The organism is Bacillus sp. FSL R9-9497 (assembly GCF_038005805.1).
Lineage (GTDB): Bacteria > Bacillota > Bacilli > Bacillales > Bacillaceae_G > Bacillus_A > Bacillus_A cereus.
This window is the reverse complement of sequence record NZ_JBBOTY010000001.1, coordinates 4,459,945-4,478,065: the sequence shown is the minus strand read 5'-3', so window position 1 is coordinate 4,478,065 and position 18,121 is coordinate 4,459,945. Positions and strand designations below refer to the sequence as shown.

The window sequence follows — 18,121 nt, the reverse complement described above, 5'->3', positions numbered from 1 at the left end:
AAAAGGGAAGCAAATAGATATAAGGAGCAAGGTTGGGAGAATTTTCAGGAAAAGGAGAGAATGTCATGACTGTTATTCGAGGTTTAGAAGGGGTAGTAGCAACAACATCATCTGTGAGCTCTATTATTGATGATACATTAACTTATGTTGGGTATAATATTGATGATTTAGCGGAGAATGCTACATTTGAAGAAGTAGTATACTTATTATGGCATCGTAAGCTTCCTAACGAACAAGAACTAGAGAAATTTAAAGGGACTATATCGGAATACTATAAAGTGCCAGATGAGATTTTAACATATTTGAAACAAGTAGATTTAAAAATCGCACATCCGATGTCGGTTTTACGAACTGCAATTTCCATGCTATCATTATACGATGAGAGCGCTGAAATTATGGATGAAAAGTCCAATTATTTGAAAGCGGTTAAATTACAGGCGCAAGTCGGAACTTTAGTTGCTGCTTACGCGAGAATCCGTAAAGGTTTAGATATTGTTGAGCCAAGAAAGGATTTATCATTAGCTGCAAACTTCTTGTACATGTTAAATGATCGCGAGCCAAATGAAGTTGAAATTGAAGCTTTTGATAAGGCGCTTGTACTTCATGCAGATCATGAGTTAAACGCTTCTACATTTACTGCACGTGTTTGCGTAGCTACACTTTCAGATGTATATTCTGGTATTACAGCAGCAATCGGTGCATTAAAAGGTCCTCTTCACGGTGGGGCAAATGAAAATGTAATGAAGATGTTAACTGAGATTGGTGAAGAAGAAAATGTAGAGTCATATATTCATAATGCTCTTCAAAATAAAGTGAAAATCATGGGCTTTGGCCACCGTGTGTATGAGCAGGGTGATCCACGTGCAAAACACTTACGTGAAATGTCTAAGAGATTATGCGTGCTTTTAGGAGAAGAGAAATGGTATAATATGTCTATCAAAATTGAAGACATTGTAACAAAAGAAAAAGGTCTTCCACCAAATGTTGATTTCTATTCAGCTTCTGTATACCATTGTTTAGGAATTGACCATGACTTATTTACACCTATTTTTGCAATTAGCCGTATGTCAGGCTGGTTAGCTCATATTCTAGAACAATATGAAAACAACCGTTTAATTCGTCCGCGTGCTGATTATAATGGACCAACGCATCAAGTGTATGTTCCCATTGCACAACGATAAGCGAATAACACTATTTTGATAGTGAAAATACGCTTTCAAAAGTCTGATTTTTTCGGAAAGATGTAATGATTAGAATATTTTAATTTGACTAACGGTTTGAACTGAGGGGTTATTCCCTCAGTTTCATACATATGAAATTTCAAACATGGGGGTTATCACATTGACGACAGGTGAAAAAATTACTGTAACTAATGGTGTTATGAATGTACCAAACAATCCGATTATTCCATTTATCGAGGGAGATGGAATTGGTCCTGATATTTGGGCAGCTGCATCTCGCGTACTAGAAGCAGCAGTTGAAAAAGCTTATGATGGTGAGAAGAAAATCGTTTGGAAAGAAGTGCTTGCAGGGGAAAAAGCATTCAACCAAACAGGCGAGTGGTTACCTGAAGAAACTTTAAACTTAATTCGTGAATATTTAATCGCGATTAAAGGTCCACTTACAACTCCAGTTGGCGGTGGTATTCGTTCTCTAAACGTAGCACTTCGTCAAGAATTAGATTTATATGTATGTCTACGTCCAGTTCGTTATTTTGAAGGTGTTCCTTCACCTGTAAAACGTCCGGAAGATACTGATATGGTTATTTTCCGTGAAAATACTGAAGACATTTATGCTGGAATTGAATATGCACAAGGGTCTCCAGAAGCAGAAAAAGTTCTTGCTTTCTTAAAAGAAGCAATGGGTGTTAATAAAATCCGCTTCCCAGAAACATCTGGTATTGGTATTAAGCCGATCTCAGAAGAAGGGACAAAGCGTCTTGTTCGTGCTGCAATTCAATATGCAATTAACGAAAAACGCTCTTCTGTTACATTAGTTCATAAAGGAAACATTATGAAATTTACAGAAGGTGCTTTCAAAAACTGGGGTTATGAAGTAGCGGAACAAGAATTCGGCGACAAAGTATTTACTTGGGCTGAATACGATCGTATTGTTGAAAAAGATGGTAAAGATGCAGCGAATAAAGCGATGGCAGACGCTGAAGTGGCTGGAAAAATCATCGTAAAAGATTCTATTGCAGACATCTTCTTACAACAAATTTTAACTCGTCCACGTGAGTTCGATGTTGTTGCAACAATGAACTTAAATGGTGACTATATCTCTGATGCACTTGCTGCACAAGTAGGTGGAATTGGTATTGCACCTGGTGCAAACATTAACTATGTGACTGGACATGCTATCTTTGAAGCTACACACGGTACAGCTCCAAAATATGCAGGTTTAGATAAAGTAAACCCATCTTCTGTTCTTCTTTCAGGTGTATTATTATTAGAACACTTAGGATGGAACGAAGCTGCGAAATTAGTAACTGCTTCTGTTGAGAAAACAATTGCTTCAAAAGTAGTAACTTATGATTTCGCACGCTTAATGGAAGGTGCAACAGAAGTGAAATGTTCTGAGTTCGCTAATGAACTTATTAAAAACATGGATGTAGCGATAATCAAAAACGCATAATTAAAGCGGGGGGTAAATTATGACAATCAAACGCAAGAAGGTTTCAGTCATCGGTGCAGGATTTACAGGAGCAACAACGGCATTCTTATTAGCACAAAAAGAACTTGCAGATGTTGTATTAGTGGACATTCCACAACTGGAAAATCCAACAAAAGGGAAAGCGTTAGATATGTTAGAAGCGAGCCCAGTACAAGGTTTTGATGCTAACATTATTGGAACATCTGATTACGCAGATACTGCTGATTCTGACGTTGTCGTTATTACAGCAGGTATTGCACGTAAGCCTGGTATGAGCCGTGATGACTTAGTAGCAACAAACTCTAAAATTATGAAAAGTATTACGCGCGACATTGCAAAACATTCACCAAATGCAATTATTGTTGTGTTAACAAATCCAGTTGATGCAATGACATATTCTGTATTTAAAGAAGCAGGATTCCCGAAAGAGCGTGTTATCGGTCAATCGGGTGTATTAGATACAGCTCGTTTCCGTACATTCATCGCACAAGAATTAAATCTTTCTGTAAAAGATATTACAGGATTTGTTCTTGGTGGACACGGTGACGACATGGTACCTCTTGTGCGTTATTCTTATGCAGGCGGTATTCCGTTAGAAACGTTAATTCCGAAAGAGCGTTTAGAAGCAATCGTAGAACGTACACGTAAAGGTGGCGGTGAGATTGTAGGCTTATTAGGAAACGGTAGTGCATATTACGCACCAGCAGCTTCTTTAGTTGAAATGACAGAAGCAATCTTAAAAGATCAACGCCGTGTATTACCGGCTATTGCGTACCTTGAAGGTGAGTATGGTTATAGTGACCTTTACTTAGGGGTACCAGTAATTCTAGGTGGTAACGGAATTGAAAAAATTATTGAATTAGAACTTCTTGCAGATGAAAAAGAAGCGTTAGATCGCTCTGTAGAATCTGTACGTAACGTAATGAAAGTTCTTGTTTAATAATTGAATAGTAGTGAAAAAGATTCGGGATTCCGAATCTTTTTCTACTATTTACCGAATTGTTTTTTTGAAATAATATGAAAACGCTATCATTTGTAATATCCTATAATGAAACTGTAGATTTATACTATATATTGCCCTCATCATAGTAAATTTCGGATAAGGTATCGCTTTTAGTAGGATAATAAGGTGAAAAAATCGGAGGGGGTTGTAACATGTTAAAGAAAAAAGTTCAAATTGGTCGTAAAATGGATGAAATTACAGTAGGAGAGAAATTATCTATCACTGAAAAAATTGAGGATAAAGATTTGTTATTGTACTTAGGGTTAACGAATGATGCCAATCCATTATATATTCAGCATGATTACGCATCCCAAACTCCGTATGAAAAGCCGATTGTACCAAGCATTATGCTAACGGGAATGATTACAACGGCGGTTACGAAATATTTACCGGGTCCAGGAAGTCATATTACGAGAAAGGACCTTACATTCGTGAAACATGTTCACCATTATGAAACGTTACAAATCCACTTTGAAGTTGTGGCTGTTTCTGAGGAGGAACATACAATTGATATGCTTGTATCTGCTCATGATGAAAAAGGAGAAACTGTTGTAAAGGGTTCATTAACAGTAACGCCACCTTATAAATCTGTTTCCATTATGGAAAAAGCATTAGATAACTTTTAAAAGATGAAAATAAAAATAGCGCTAGCATCCCTTTAATAGGGATGCTAGCGCTATTTTTAGTTGAAAAACCCTTCTTTGAACCCTTCAGCAAATTCTGAGCAACCCGTTTTAATCGTATCCCAGCTAGGAGCGTTAAAAGCAAGGATACATGTGACTGCTAAAGATAGAATGGATAGTATTAGTCGCATAATAGACCTCCGAATATTATTAATTTATATATTAAGATTAATAATATTATTATCGGTAATTGAAGTCAATTAAAGGAGTGGTTTTTTAGGTGAGGTGGAAAAGAGAAGAGTGATCTTTGAAACGGTAAGAGAAGCTGAAGTGTGGGCAGACGGGTTTGTGAATGAAATGTACGGGAGAGTGTTTGATGGATATGAAACACCAGATTATAAAATAGCGTATGCTCTTTCGTTGTTCTTAGCGCAAAATCAAGATTTTATCCCGCATTAACGGGCAGTAAGATCCCACCTCAAAATTCAGCGAAAGCAAAGAAGTTAGGTGGGGAATCAACTGCCCGTAAAAGCCCGATTGATTCAACTAATAATCAGTGGGGAATGAACACCCCCCACTGATTAAAGTTTCACTTTATAGTTCATACGGAAGTGAGCTTTAACGAAGAGAGAGCAATCTATAAAATTTGGCAAAATCCTGTGTAGTTGCAGGTGAAGCGTAATTAAGTCTATTTTCTCAATTCTACACAAACGATCTCCATGAATAGACAATTATATTGAGAGGGACCTTGTTTTCTAGTATGATGAGAATAACGGGGAAAATACTAGGATGAAGAAGGTTTCAAGTCTATAACTTGGAGGAAAAGAATGAACAATCGTATTTTAGTAGTTGATGATGAGGAATTTATCTTAACTTTAATCGAATTTAATTTACAACAAGCTGGGTTTGAAGTTATAACAGCGATGGATGGAGAAATGGCGCTTCAAAAAGCGACAACAGAACGCCCAGATTTAATTATATTAGATTTAATGCTTCCGAAAATGGATGGTATGGAAGTGTGTAAAGAATTACGATTGCAGCGCGTTATGACGCCGATTTTAATGTTAACGGCAAAAGATGATGAGTTTGATAAGGTGCTAGGCCTTGAACTTGGGGCAGATGATTATATGACGAAACCATTTAGTCCAAGAGAAGTTGTTGCTCGTGTGAAGGCAATTTTGCGCCGCACGAAATTACAACAAGAAGAACAAGTTGCAGAAGCGCCAGATGAAGATAGCATTACAATTGCAGAACTTAAAATTTTACCGGAGTTTTATGAGGCTTATTTCCAAGGAAGAAAGCTTGAATTAACACCAAAAGAATTTGAACTACTTGTGTATCTTGCGAAAAATAAAAGTCGCGTGTTGACACGTGATCAATTATTAAGTGCTGTATGGAATTATGATTTTGCTGGTGATACACGAATTGTTGATGTTCATATTAGCCATTTGCGCGATAAAATTGAACAAAATACGAAAAAACCGACGTACATTAAAACGATACGTGGTTTAGGATATAAATTAGAGGAGCCAAAAGGGAATGAATAAATTTCGTTCCAGGCTTCTTTTTACATTTGTTTCTCTTATTGTATTTATTTTAGTTGGACTAGGTTTATTACTAGAAACTGTGTTTGAAAACTACTATATAGATCATGCTAAAGAGAGAATGGTAAAAGAGACGGAGTATGTTGCGACGTTAGCAGAAGAGCAAGGTTTTAATAATGTCTTAAAAAATCCATACGTATTTGAAAAGTTAGAAGAAAAAATACCAGCTTCTATCGTATTTTTGGATGAAAAAAAGAAAGTTCAATATAGAAAAGGACAAGAATTGGCATTTAGTCCAGAGACGATTAAAGAACTTTCTTCGGAAGTGGCAAAACAACGAAGTAAAGTAATTACGAAAGAAACGGATCGAAAGAATGAATTTTATCATGCGGTGTTCGTTCAAGATGTAGAAGGAAAACAAGGATACATTTTGGTGAAAAGTATAATTGATCCTTTAAGAGACGTACATCAAAAAACGTGGGGATTATTAATTATCGGATTTGTCATTGCTTGTCTCGTAGTTGTATTTTTAGGTATGAAAATTACAGGGCAATATATTAGGCCAATTGAATCGGTTACGAAAGTTGCAATTGAATTGGCAAAGGGTAATTATAAAGCACGTGCATACGAAAGTCATTCGGATGAAACAGGAATGCTGAGTAAAGCGATTAATATTTTAGCACGAAATTTACAAGAGATGACACTTGAACAAGAAATGCAGCAAGATCGTCTGCATACGTTAATTGAAAATATGGGAAGCGGAATGATTTTAATTGATAGCCGAGGATATATAAACCTTGTAAACCGCTCTTATAAGGAAACTTTCCACGTAACAGATGAAGAATATTTAGATCGCTTATATTATGAATCGTTTCATCATACAGAAATTATTGAGCTTGTAGAAGAAATCTTTATGACAGAAGTGAAAGTGCGTAAACAAATGTTATTACCACTTGGAATTGAACGGAAGCATTTCGAAGTATATGGAGCGCCTATTATCGGGACAAACCATGAATGGAAAGGGATTGTTCTCGTATTCCATGACATAACAGAGTTAAAGAAATTAGAACAAATGAGAAAAGACTTTTTAGCGAATGTTTCTCATGAATTAAAGACACCGATTACTTCTATTAAAGGTTTTTCAGAAACACTCTTAGACGGAGCGATGGATAATAAAAAATTCTGCGAACATTTCTTGCACATTATTTTAAAAGAAAGTGAGCGCATGCAAGGATTAATTGAAGATTTATTAGATTTGTCGAAGATCGAACAACAAGGATTTAAATTAAATATGGGAACCGTTGACATGAAGGGGCTGCTTGAAGATATTCATATGGTGCTTGATAATAAAGCAGGAGAAAAAGAAATCTCTTTACAAGTGAATGTATTAAAACGTGCCTCTGTTATTGGAGATCCAAGTCGTTTGAAACAAATCTTTATTAATTTAATTAATAACGCAATCGTATATACACCGGCTGGAGGCGTTGTTTCAGTAGAGTTAGCGGAAGATAAATATAATGCTTATATAAAAGTATCGGATACTGGGATTGGTATTAGTAAAGAGGAAATTCCGCGTATTTTTGAACGTTTCTACCGGGTGGATAAAGCAAGAAGTAGAAATACTGGTGGTACCGGCCTTGGATTGTCGATCGTAAAGCATTTAGTTGAGGCGCATCAAGGTACGATTACAGTAGATAGTGAAGTTGGAGAAGGGACAACGTTTACAGTTGTTTTACCGAAATCAGCAACTGAAAAATAGGATGAAGGATGTTTACAATATATTAACAATGGCTTAATTAAATATTAATAAAGCTCTGTTAATATAATACATGAAAACCCCTTCATCCAAGGAGTAATTTTGGACGAGAATAGTTAAGCTGTTCTCGTCACTTCCCTTTATGCCAATATAAGTCTGTTTTATATATGAAAGAAAATAGCCGTTATTTTTCTTCTCTCTATTAGTCATGTTAATATAGAGAGAGGAAAGGAACGGTTTTTTTCTGTGAAAAAAATCATTTCAAATTTGTATGGGGAGGTTTTAATTTTGGAAAAAAAGGTCGTATTAGTAGATGGTAATAATATCGCGTATCGTGCTTTCTTTGCACTACCGCTTTTAAATAACGACAAAGGTATACATACGAACGCAATTTACGGTTTTACAATGATGTTAATGAGAATATTAGAGGAAGAAAAGCCAACTCATATGTTAGTGGCGTTTGATGCAGGCAAAACAACGTTCCGTCATAAAACGTATAGTGAGTATAAAGGAGGGCGTCAAAAGACTCCACCTGAATTATCAGAGCAGTTCCCGTTTATTCGGGAGATGCTGGATGCGTTCAATGTACCGCGTTATGAATTAGAAAATTATGAAGCGGATGACATCATGGGAACGTTAGCGAAAGAAGCGAGTGAGCAAGGGGCAAGTGTAAAAGTTATTTCAGGAGATAAAGATTTACTTCAACTTGTTTCTGATAACACGCTTGTATGTATTCCGCGAAAAGGGATTACAGAAGTGGATGAATATACGAAAGAAGCTTTATTTGAAAAATACAGCTTATCACCAAAGCAAATTATCGATATGAAAGGTTTAATGGGAGACCAGTCAGATAATATACCGGGTGTACCAGGAGTTGGTGAAAAAACGGCAATTAAATTGTTAACACAGTTTGGAACGGTTGAAGCGGTGTATGAAAATATAGATCAAGTAAGTGGGAAGAAATTAAAAGAAAAACTGGAAGAAAATAAAGAACAAGCTCTTATGAGTAAGGATCTTGCAACTATTATTACAGATGCGCCGATTACAGTTCATGTGGATGATATGGCGTATAAAGGATATGAAGCAAGTGATGTCATTCCAATGTTCGAGAGTTTAGGATTTACATCTCTTTTAAATAAATTAGGCGTTACGCCAGAAGAAACTGCTCCAGCTGAATTAGATGATATTACATTTGATATTGTGGAAGAAGTTACAGAAGAAATGCTTCAGCAAGATAGTGCGCTTATCGTTGAAGTACAAGAAGATAACTATCATAAAGCAGACATTCAAGGTTTCGGTATTCAAAATGAAAATGGATGTTACTTTATTCAGACAGACATTGCTCTTAAGTCAGATGCTTTTAAAGAGTGGCTTGCAGATGGAGAAATGAGAAAGCATACATTTGATGCGAAGCGTGCAATCGTTGCACTGAAATGGAATGGGATAGATATGCAAGGGATTGACTTTGATCTATTAATCGCTGCTTATTTACTTGATCCAGCTGATACGGATAAAGACTTCCGTACTGTAGCGAAAATGAAAGAAACGCATGCTGTGAAATCTGATGAAGAAGTTTACGGAAAAGGTGCGAAGCGTGCTGTTCCAAAGTTAGAGGTAGTAGCGGAGCATGTGGCTCGTAAAGTGCATGTATTATATGATGTAAAGCAAACATTCGTTGAAGAGTTAAAGAAGAATGAGCAATATGAACTGTTTACAGAGTTAGAATTGCCGCTTGCACGTGTATTAGCTGATATGGAAGTAAAGGGTGTAAAAGTTGATACAGAGCGTCTTCGTAATATGGGAGAAGAACTTGCGGGTAGATTAAAGGAAATGGAACAGGAAATTTATAAGCTTGCGGGAACAGAATTTAATATTAATTCACCGAAGCAGCTTGGTGTTATTCTGTTTGAGAACTTAAACTTGCCGGTTATTAAAAAGACGAAAACAGGTTATTCTACGTCAGCTGATGTACTAGATAAGCTTATGAATCACCATGAAATTATTCCAAATATTTTACATTATCGTCAATTAGGAAAACTAAATTCAACTTACATTGAAGGTTTACTGAAAGTTGTACATGAAGATTCATCTAAAATTCATACTCGCTTTAATCAAGTGTTAACGCAAACAGGTCGATTAAGTTCAACGGATCCGAACTTGCAAAATATCCCGATTCGATTAGAAGAAGGAAGAAAGATTCGTCAGGCATTTGTTCCGTCAGAAGAAGGATGGATTATGTATGCGGCTGATTATTCACAAATCGAACTGCGTGTATTAGCTCATATTGCGAATGATAAAGGGCTAGTTGAAGCATTCCAACATGATATGGATATTCATACGAAAACAGCTATGGATGTATTTGGCGTTGAAAAAGATGAAGTAACTTCAAATATGAGACGACAAGCGAAAGCTGTTAACTTCGGAATTGTATATGGTATTAGTGATTATGGTCTTTCACAAAACTTAGGAATTACAAGAAAAGCAGCAGCGGAATTTATTGAAAAGTATTTAGAAAGTTTCCCTGGTGTACAAGAATACATGGAGGACATCGTAAAAGATGCGAAACAAAAAGGATATGTGGCTACATTATTAAATCGTCGCCGTTATATTCCAGAAATTACGAGTCGTAATTTCAATTTACGTAGCTTCGCTGAGCGTACAGCGATGAATACACCAATTCAAGGTACTGCCGCAGATATTATTAAAAAAGCGATGATTATTATGGCGGATCGTTTAGAAGAAGAAGGATTACAAGCACGTCTTCTTCTGCAAGTACACGATGAATTGATATTTGAAGCGCCAAAAGAAGAAATTGAAAAATTAGAGAAGCTTGTACCTGAAGTAATGGAGCATGCAATTGAACTCGCAGTTCCGCTGAAAGTTGATTATTCTTACGGTCCAACTTGGTACGACGCAAAATAAGGAAGTGATGAAATGCCTGAATTACCAGAGGTTGAAAATGTCAGACGGACACTTGAAAATCTTGTAACAGGAAAAACGATTGAAGATGTTATTGTTACTTATCCAAAAATAGTGAAACGACCAGATGATGCAGAAATTTTTAAAGAAATGCTAAAAGGCGAGAAGATTGAAAATATAAAGCGAAGGGGTAAGTTTTTGCTTCTATATGTAACAAATTATGTTATTGTTTCACATTTGCGTATGGAAGGTAAGTTTTTACTACATCAAGAGGATGAGCTGATCGATAAACATACGCACGTCCGTTTCTTATTTACAGATGGAACGGAATTACATTATAAAGATGTGAGAAAATTTGGTACGATGCATCTCTTTAAGAAAGGTGAAGAAATGAACCAAATGCCTCTTGCTGACTTAGGTCCGGAGCCATTTGATGCGGAATTGACAACGCAGTATTTACAAGAAAGATTGAAAAAGACGAATCGTAAAATAAAAGTTGTGCTATTGGACCAGCGTCTTTTAGTAGGGCTTGGAAATATATATGTAGATGAAGTTTTATTCCGTTCTCAAATTCATCCTGAACGAGAAGCGTCGTCTTTAACAGTAGAAGAAATTGAGCGAATTTATGAGGCTACCGTTACAACGCTAAGCGAAGCGGTGAAGCGTGGCGGAAGTACAATTCGAACGTATATCAACTCACAAGGGCAAATTGGTTCGTTCCAAGAACTCCTAAATGTATACGGAAAAAAAGGAGAACCGTGTGTAACTTGCGGTACGATATTAGAAAAAACAGTTGTTGGCGGGCGAGGAACGCATTACTGCCCAATTTGTCAGCCTAGAATATAGAAAAGAGATAACATCGGATAGGCATTTGTCATATACATACAGCAGAGCTATGTATAAGGGAGGAGCTTACCGATGTACCTTTATTTATCTCTTATTTTATTAGCTTTTACATTAAGCTTGGATAGCTGTAGTGTAGGGCTAACATATGGTTTAAGAAGCGTAAGAATTCCACTAAGATCAATTATAATTATCGGAATGTGTTCAGCGGCTGTTATGCTTGTTTCAATGGGAATTGGACATATGATCGCGAAAGTATTTTCACCTGTTATCGCAACGCGTATCGGTGGGCTTGTTCTTATTGGAATAGGGATTTGGGTATTATATCAATTTTTTCGAAGTGAGAAAAAAGAAGAACCGAAGCAAGAGGAGAAGGTCTGGAAATTAGAGATTGCCTCGCTAGGGCTAGTGATTCAAATTTTACGGAAACCGACTGTAGCAGATTTTGATAAATCAGGCACCATTTCTGCAGGAGAAGCATTGCTTCTTGGTATCGCTCTTTCTGTAGACTCATTTGGTGCCGGAATTGGTGCATCTTTATTAGGGTATACACCCGCTATGATGGCGATATTAGTTGCAATTATGAGTTCTTTGTTTTTATTTATTGGAATGAAACTTGGAACGGTTTTATCGAATATGAAGTGGTTACAAAAATTTACATTCCTGCCTGGAGTATTACTCATTATTATTGGAATTTGGAAAATGTAAGTATGGGCGTGGAACATTAGTTTCGCGCCTTTTATTATGAGGAGGATTATGATGACAGTAGTAATTGGATTAACAGGAGGCATTGCAAGCGGAAAAAGTACAGTATCTCAAATGTTTCGTGAACTGAGTATACCAGTGATTGATGCAGATATTATTGCACGAGAAGTTGTAGAGCGAGGAAAACCAGCATATAACAAAATAGTAGAAGTATTTGGAACGGAAGTGTTACAAGAAGATGGAGAACTAGATCGTCCAAAACTAGGAAGTGTCGTTTTCTATAATGAAGAAAAACGATTGCAGTTAAATAAAATTGTTCATCCTGCAGTACGTGAGGAAATGAATAGGCAAAAGGAAATGTACATAAAAGAAGGTATGCAAGCGGTTGTGTTAGATATTCCTCTCTTATTTGAAAGCAAATTAACAAGTCTCGTTGACCGCATTTTAGTTGTAGCGGTTAAGCCGCATACGCAATTAGAACGTTTGATGAAACGAAATAACTTTTCAGAAGAAGAAGCAACAGCTCGTATTCAATCTCAAATGCCGTTAGAAGAAAAAGTGAAAAATGCAGATGAAGTGATAAATAATGATGGCACAATTATGGGAACGAAAACACAATTGCAGGTAATTTTAAGGAATTGGAACATTATTGACTAAAAAATTGTGAAATTAATGAAAATGCTTAGTGACATATCTCCTTTTTGTGTTATACTATTATTGGGATTGGAGATAAATAGTATAACGCATTCAAGGGGGATAACATATTATGACTCGTGTGGCAATTAATGGATTTGGACGTATTGGGAGAATGGTATTTCGTCAAGCAATAAAAGAAAGCGCATTCGAAATTGTAGCAATCAATGCAAGCTATCCATCTGAAACGTTAGCACACTTAATTAAATATGATACAGTTCATGGCAAGTTTGACGGAACAGTAGAAGCATTTGAAGATCACTTATTAGTTGATGGAAAAATGATTCGCCTTTTAAACAACCGCGATCCAAAGGAATTGCCTTGGACAGATTTAGGTGTTGAAGTTGTAATTGAAGCAACTGGTAAATTTAATTCAAAAGAAAAAGCAATTCTTCACGTTGAAGCTGGAGCGAAAAAAGTTATTTTAACAGCGCCTGGTAAAAATGAAGATGTAACAATTGTAGTTGGTGTGAACGAAGACCAATTAGATATTACAAAACATACTGTTATTTCAAATGCATCTTGTACAACAAATTGTTTAGCGCCTGTTGTGAAGGTGTTAGATGAGCAGTTTGGAATTGAGAACGGTTTAATGACGACGGTTCACGCTTATACAAATGACCAAAAAAATATTGATAACCCACATAAAGATTTAAGAAGAGCACGTGCTTGCGGACAATCAATCATTCCGACAACGACAGGTGCTGCGAAAGCGCTAGCAAAAGTTCTTCCACATTTAAACGGAAAACTTCATGGTATGGCACTTCGTGTACCAACACCAAACGTGTCTCTTGTTGACTTGGTAGTAGATGTAAAACGCGATGTGACAGTAGAAGCTATTAACGATGCATTCAAAACTGTTGCAAACGGTGCTTTAAAAGGTATTGTAGAATTCAGCGAAGAGCCTTTAGTATCTATCGACTTTAATACAAATACACATTCAGCTATTATCGATGGTTTATCTACAATGGTAATGGGTGATCGTAAAGTGAAAGTACTTGCTTGGTATGATAACGAGTGGGGCTATTCTCGTCGTGTTGTAGATCTTGTAACGTTAGTTGTTGAAGAGTTAGCGAAACAAGAAAATGTGCAACACATTTAAGTGAATAAGGGAGGAGAGGGCAAGGCAATATTTGCCCTCTTTTTTTAATTTTTTCTGAAAAGGAAAAAATTATATAAGTATATTTTAAAAAGTGGACATACCACGAAACGTTGTGATTACTGCATTTGTGAATCGTTTATTTTTTTTAGGGAAAAGTAAAGAGGAAAATATGACAGAAAATCGAAAAAACTGTTGTTGCAAAATGAAAATAAACAAAGTATACTAACACTCGTAAACTTAAGAGCTGAGGTACGTAGTCACTACTTAAAGGGTTAGGACCTCTCTGGACTAACTTTCCCCCGTGGTAGTGGAGCAAGCCAAATTGCAAATTAGTTTTCAATTCGAACAGTTAGAATAAATTTACAAGGGGGAACTGTAGAATGGATACTATGGATACGATGGGTCGTCACGTAATCGCTGAACTTTGGGATTGCGATTTCGACAAGCTTAATGACATGCCGTATATTGAACAATTATTTGTGGATGCAGCACTAAGAGCTGGTGCTGAAGTGCGTGAGGTTGCTTTCCATAAATTTGCACCACAAGGTGTAAGTGGAGTAGTAATTATCTCAGAATCACATTTAACAATTCATAGCTTTCCGGAGCACGGTTACGCGAGTATTGATGTTTATACTTGTGGGGATCGTATTGATCCAAATGTTGCTGCAGAATATATTGCAGAAGGTTTAAACGCGAAAACGCGTGAGAGCATCGAGCTTCCTCGAGGCACTGGTAGCTTCGAAATTAAGCAGAGAGAAACAAAAGCTCTTTAAAAAAGAACATAATTGATTTAAAATGTAAAGAGGTGTATAATGCACCTCTTTTTTAGTTTATAAAAAAGGAAAAATATAACGTACTCGTTAGTTGAATAAATTGGATTCTTGCAAATGAGGTAGTGCTCTATATACCATCTTATTTTTAAGGATGAGATGATAAAGTGATGCGCTGAAACTTAAAGTGGTAAGAGAGTTAGAATGAGTTATATAATATTGTATATATATTTTAGGTGAAGTGAGTAGAGAAAAATAAAGAGTATAGTGTAAAGGAGTGAATGTATTGCGTTGTCCATCCTGTTCTCATAATGGTACAAGAGTGTTAGATTCGCGTCCGGTAGACGAGGGGCGCTCTATTCGAAGAAGGAGAGAGTGTGAAAGCTGCTTAAGTCGCTTTACGACCTTTGAAAGGGTAGAAGAGTCACCTCTTATCGTTGTAAAAAAAGAAGGCACACGAGAAGAGTTTAATAAAGAAAAGATTTTACGTGGTTTAATTAAAGCGTGTGAAAAAAGACCAGTATCTTTAAGACAATTAGAAGAAGTAACACAAAGCGTGGAACGTGAACTGCGTAATTTAGGTATATCAGAAGTGAAAAGTGATATGATTGGTGAAATTGTCATGGAAGAACTTCGCGATATTGATGATGTTGCTTACGTACGTTTTGCTTCTGTATATCGTCAATTTAAAGATTTAAATGTATTTATTGAAGAATTAAAAGATATACTGCAAAAAGAAAGAGAGTAGAAGTTGTATTTTATTCTCTTTACATACCGTAAGTAATAGGATAAGAGAGCTAGAAGCGCAAGCTAATAGCTCTTTTTCACTAAGAATTTATATAATGAAGATAGAACGAATGAAGTAGAGGATAGATTGGATGAGAGAAAGGAAAAGCAAGAATGGAAAAACAGTCATGGATGGAGCTATTGCCGATTGATCGTTATAAAGTAAGTGCGAAAGGGCTACTGCACAATTACGACCGAAAAGTGTTAACGATGTTGTATCAGCCGTTAATAGGTAGTAGAGCTTTTAGCTTATACATGACACTATGGGGAGAGCTAGAGCAAGATCGTGTATTTGGAAAAGAGAATACGCATCATTTCCTTATGGTGACTATGCAAATGCAACTTCCTGAAATATATGAAGAACGAGTAAAGTTAGAGGCAATTGGGCTATTGAAGGTATATATTAAGAAAGAAAAAGATATTCGAATGTTCATATATGAGTTGCAACCACCTTTATCTCCGAAGCAGTTTTTTGATGATATTGTTTTAAGTATCTTTTTATACAATCGATTGAGCCGGACAAAATATAATCAAGTAAAGCAATATTTCTTAGAAGAAGAATTTGATTTTGCTTCTTATGAAAATGTTACGCGTTCTTTCAATGATGTGTTTGGTTCGTTTAATCCAGGACAGCTTGAGCATGCGCAAGAAGACCTTCGTATTCCAAAAACGACAACTATGCCAAGTAACGAGAAAGGAGACGCTCCGAAAGTTTGGAATGATTTCTTTGATTTCTCTTTATTTGTAGATGGATTGTCCGCTCTTGTTCCTAAAAAGGCGATTACAGATCAAGTGAGAGACTGCGTTATAACACTTGCTTACGTGTATGGTGTAGATGTGTTATCGATGCAAAATATCGTTCTTGGTGCAGTGACAGAGATGCAAACAATTGATACGGAAAGGCTTAGAAAAGGAGCGCGCGATTGGTATCAATTTGAAAATGGTCAAGCATTACCGGTATTAAGTGAAAGAGTACAGCCTCATGCTGCACGTACGATGAAAGAGAAAGAGCCTTCATCGCAAGAGGAGATGCTAATAAAGCAGCTAGAGGAAATCTCGCCAAAACAACTATTGAAAGAGATTTCTGGTGGTGCAGAGGCAACGAAAGCGGACTTGCAGATCGTTGAAGATGTCATGATTAATCAAAAATTGACACCAGGAGTTGTGAATGTACTTATTTATTACGTTATGCTACGCTCAGATATGAAACTTGCGAAAACGTATGTCGAGAAGATTGCTGGGCATTGGGCACGTAAAAAGGTCGGTACAGTAGCGGACGCGATGGCGTTAGCGAAAGAAGAGAACCGTCAATATCAAGAGTGGGCTGAGACGAAGAAAAAAGGCCGTACGGCGAAGAAAACGGTGCGGAAAGAAATGGTGCCAGATTGGCTTAAGGAAGAAGAGCCGAAAGAACAAGAGAAAGAAACAGAGAAGAAAGATATAAGTGTAGAAAAAAATGCAAGTACGCTAGAAGATGAAAGAAAACGACTAGAAGAAGTGTTAAAAAAATATAAGCGTGATTAATAGAAGAGAATGAACGCTCTTTGAGGTGAGAAAATGGAGCATATTCAAAATTCGTTTGCAAAATTAATGGAAAATGAAAACTTTAAAAATAGATATGAAGTATTAAAGGCAGAAGTAATGGCGCATCCGCGTGTGAAAGAATTTATAGACGAACATAAGGGTGAAGTAACGACTTCTATGATTGAGCGCAGTCTTGTGAAGTTATATGAATATATTGGACAAAGTGTAGGTTGCGTGGATTGTCCGGATTTAGGTTCATGTAAAAATATGCTGCAAGGTTATGAGCCAAAGCTTGTTATTCAAGGGAAGATGATTGATATTCAATACGATCGCTGCGTTAGAAAAGTAGCGCATGACGAGAGAAAGAAATATGAAAAACTCGTTCAAAGTGTATATATGCCAACGGATATTTTGCAGGCAACTATGGAAAACTTAGACCCTTCTGATTTAAATGCACGTATCGATGCAATTGGTGCAGCGAATGAATTTTTAAGTACATATGAACCAGGTAAAAAAGCACAAGGTTTATATTTGTACGGTAAATTTGGTGTAGGAAAAACGTACCTTTTAGGAGCAATAGCGAACGAGCTTGCTCGAAAGAAAATAAGTTCGATGCTCGTATACTTCCCGGAATTTTTACGTGAAATTAAAAGTTCAATTCAAGATAATTCGATTGGTGAAAAGATTGATGCGGTTAAACGCGTACAAGTTTTAATGTTAGACGATATCGGGGCAGAAGCGATGTCAAGCTTTGTGCGTGACGATGTGCTTGGTGCAATCTTGCAATTCCGTATGTTAGAAAACTTACCGACGTTCTTTACGTCTAATTTTGATTTTAAACAACTGGAACACCATTTAACGTATACGCAGCGTGGTGAGGCTGAAGAAATGAAGGCAGCACGTATTATGGAACGAATTAAATATTTAGCGAAACCAATTCCAATTGGTGGGAAAAACCGTCGTCATAAGTAAAAGAGCAAGCTGAGAAGCTTGCTCTTTTGTATTATAGTGATATTTTCTTTTCAAATATGAGGTCGAAATATTCAGGTTGTCCAGAACTGCCAATCGTAGGGGCAACAATCTGTACGAACCTCCAGCCATCTCTAGCATGTTCTTGAATAATTTCTTGGTAGTCTTCAGCTGGTTTTGAGCGAGTGAACCCCCAATGTAATTCGACTTTTACGAATTTATATTCAAACAT

The 18,121-nt window shown here is 36.6% G+C and carries 18 protein-coding genes; 16 read left to right on the top strand and 2 right to left on the bottom strand.

Going from position 1 to position 18,121, the window contains the following annotated elements; all coding sequences use genetic code 11:
* Positions 1-32: 32 nt before the first annotated feature.
* The 4 genes from citZ to MKY21_RS23060 all read left to right on the top strand — a co-directional run bounded on the left by citZ (position 33) and on the right by MKY21_RS23060 (position 4,281).
* Positions 33-1,181: a citrate synthase gene (citZ, locus tag MKY21_RS23075; protein ID WP_136986137.1), complete on the top strand. Its 1,149-nt coding sequence runs from the start codon at positions 33-35 to the stop codon at positions 1,179-1,181.
* A gap of 160 nt (positions 1,182-1,341) precedes the next feature.
* Positions 1,342-2,634 (top strand): NADP-dependent isocitrate dehydrogenase, encoded by a 1,293-nt coding sequence (icd, locus tag MKY21_RS23070; protein WP_000206898.1) that lies wholly within the window; start codon positions 1,342-1,344, stop codon positions 2,632-2,634.
* Between the two features lie 19 nt (positions 2,635-2,653).
* Positions 2,654-3,592, top strand: coding sequence for a malate dehydrogenase (gene mdh, locus MKY21_RS23065; RefSeq protein WP_000153232.1), 939 nt, complete (start codon positions 2,654-2,656; stop codon positions 3,590-3,592).
* Positions 3,593-3,807: 215 nt separating this feature from the next.
* Complete coding sequence (locus tag MKY21_RS23060) at positions 3,808-4,281, top strand: MaoC family dehydratase (protein ID WP_000914181.1); 474 nt, start codon at positions 3,808-3,810, stop codon at positions 4,279-4,281.
* A gap of 56 nt (positions 4,282-4,337) precedes the next feature.
* Here MKY21_RS23060 and MKY21_RS23055 read toward each other — a convergent pair whose 3' ends face one another.
* The gene (locus MKY21_RS23055; protein ID WP_001237022.1) at positions 4,338-4,469 is read right to left on the bottom strand and encodes a hypothetical protein; all 132 of its coding nucleotides are present in this window, start codon (positions 4,467-4,469) and stop codon (positions 4,338-4,340) included.
* A 109-nt stretch (positions 4,470-4,578) separates the two neighbouring features.
* Between MKY21_RS23055 and MKY21_RS23050 the strand changes: the two genes are divergently transcribed.
* The 12 genes from MKY21_RS23050 (at position 4,579) to dnaI (ending at position 17,892) form a co-directional block, all read left to right on the top strand.
* On the top strand, positions 4,579-4,737 hold the full coding sequence (locus MKY21_RS23050; protein WP_016118707.1) for a hypothetical protein: 159 nt from the start codon (positions 4,579-4,581) through the stop codon (positions 4,735-4,737).
* Between the two features lie 368 nt (positions 4,738-5,105).
* Positions 5,106-5,825: a two-component system response regulator PhoP gene (gene phoP, locus MKY21_RS23045; protein WP_001065220.1), complete on the top strand. Its 720-nt coding sequence runs from the start codon at positions 5,106-5,108 to the stop codon at positions 5,823-5,825.
* Positions 5,818-7,581 carry a sensory box histidine kinase PhoR gene (gene phoR / locus MKY21_RS23040; RefSeq protein WP_001032108.1) on the top strand — a complete coding sequence of 588 codons (1,764 nt, stop codon included), beginning with the start codon at positions 5,818-5,820 and terminating at the stop codon, positions 7,579-7,581. Before phoP ends, phoR begins: the two co-directional genes overlap by 8 nt.
* Positions 7,582-7,866: 285 nt before the next feature.
* Positions 7,867-10,500: a DNA polymerase I gene (gene polA / locus MKY21_RS23035; protein WP_000412803.1), complete on the top strand. Its 2,634-nt coding sequence runs from the start codon at positions 7,867-7,869 to the stop codon at positions 10,498-10,500.
* Positions 10,501-10,512: 12 nt separating this feature from the next.
* A complete protein-coding gene (gene mutM / locus MKY21_RS23030) occupies positions 10,513-11,343 on the top strand; it encodes a DNA-formamidopyrimidine glycosylase (protein ID WP_016118706.1) in 831 nt (276 codons plus the stop codon).
* A gap of 72 nt (positions 11,344-11,415) precedes the next feature.
* Positions 11,416-12,048: a sporulation membrane protein YtaF gene (ytaF, locus tag MKY21_RS23025; RefSeq protein WP_016118705.1), complete on the top strand. Its 633-nt coding sequence runs from the start codon at positions 11,416-11,418 to the stop codon at positions 12,046-12,048.
* Positions 12,049-12,099: 51 nt separating this feature from the next.
* Positions 12,100-12,702, top strand: coding sequence for a dephospho-CoA kinase (gene coaE, locus MKY21_RS23020; protein ID WP_044796476.1), 603 nt, complete (start codon positions 12,100-12,102; stop codon positions 12,700-12,702).
* A gap of 109 nt (positions 12,703-12,811) precedes the next feature.
* Positions 12,812-13,840, top strand: a complete 1,029-nt coding sequence (locus MKY21_RS23015) for a glyceraldehyde-3-phosphate dehydrogenase (protein ID WP_000198974.1) — start codon at positions 12,812-12,814, stop codon at positions 13,838-13,840.
* 389 nt (positions 13,841-14,229) lie between these two features.
* Positions 14,230-14,613: an adenosylmethionine decarboxylase gene (gene speD, locus MKY21_RS23010; RefSeq protein ID WP_002003660.1), complete on the top strand. Its 384-nt coding sequence runs from the start codon at positions 14,230-14,232 to the stop codon at positions 14,611-14,613.
* Between the two features lie 283 nt (positions 14,614-14,896).
* Positions 14,897-15,358 (top strand): transcriptional regulator NrdR, encoded by a 462-nt coding sequence (nrdR, locus tag MKY21_RS23005; RefSeq protein WP_001203687.1) that lies wholly within the window; start codon positions 14,897-14,899, stop codon positions 15,356-15,358.
* Between the two features lie 152 nt (positions 15,359-15,510).
* The gene (locus tag MKY21_RS23000; RefSeq protein ID WP_016118704.1) at positions 15,511-16,920 is read left to right on the top strand and encodes a replication initiation and membrane attachment family protein; all 1,410 of its coding nucleotides are present in this window, start codon (positions 15,511-15,513) and stop codon (positions 16,918-16,920) included.
* Positions 16,921-16,953: 33 nt separating this feature from the next.
* Positions 16,954-17,892 (top strand): primosomal protein DnaI, encoded by a 939-nt coding sequence (gene dnaI, locus MKY21_RS22995; protein ID WP_000400104.1) that lies wholly within the window; start codon positions 16,954-16,956, stop codon positions 17,890-17,892.
* A gap of 31 nt (positions 17,893-17,923) precedes the next feature.
* On the opposite strand, the gene MKY21_RS22990 is transcribed toward dnaI, so the two are convergent.
* A complete protein-coding gene (locus MKY21_RS22990; protein WP_000464457.1) occupies positions 17,924-18,121 on the bottom strand; it encodes a DUF4177 domain-containing protein in 198 nt (65 codons plus the stop codon).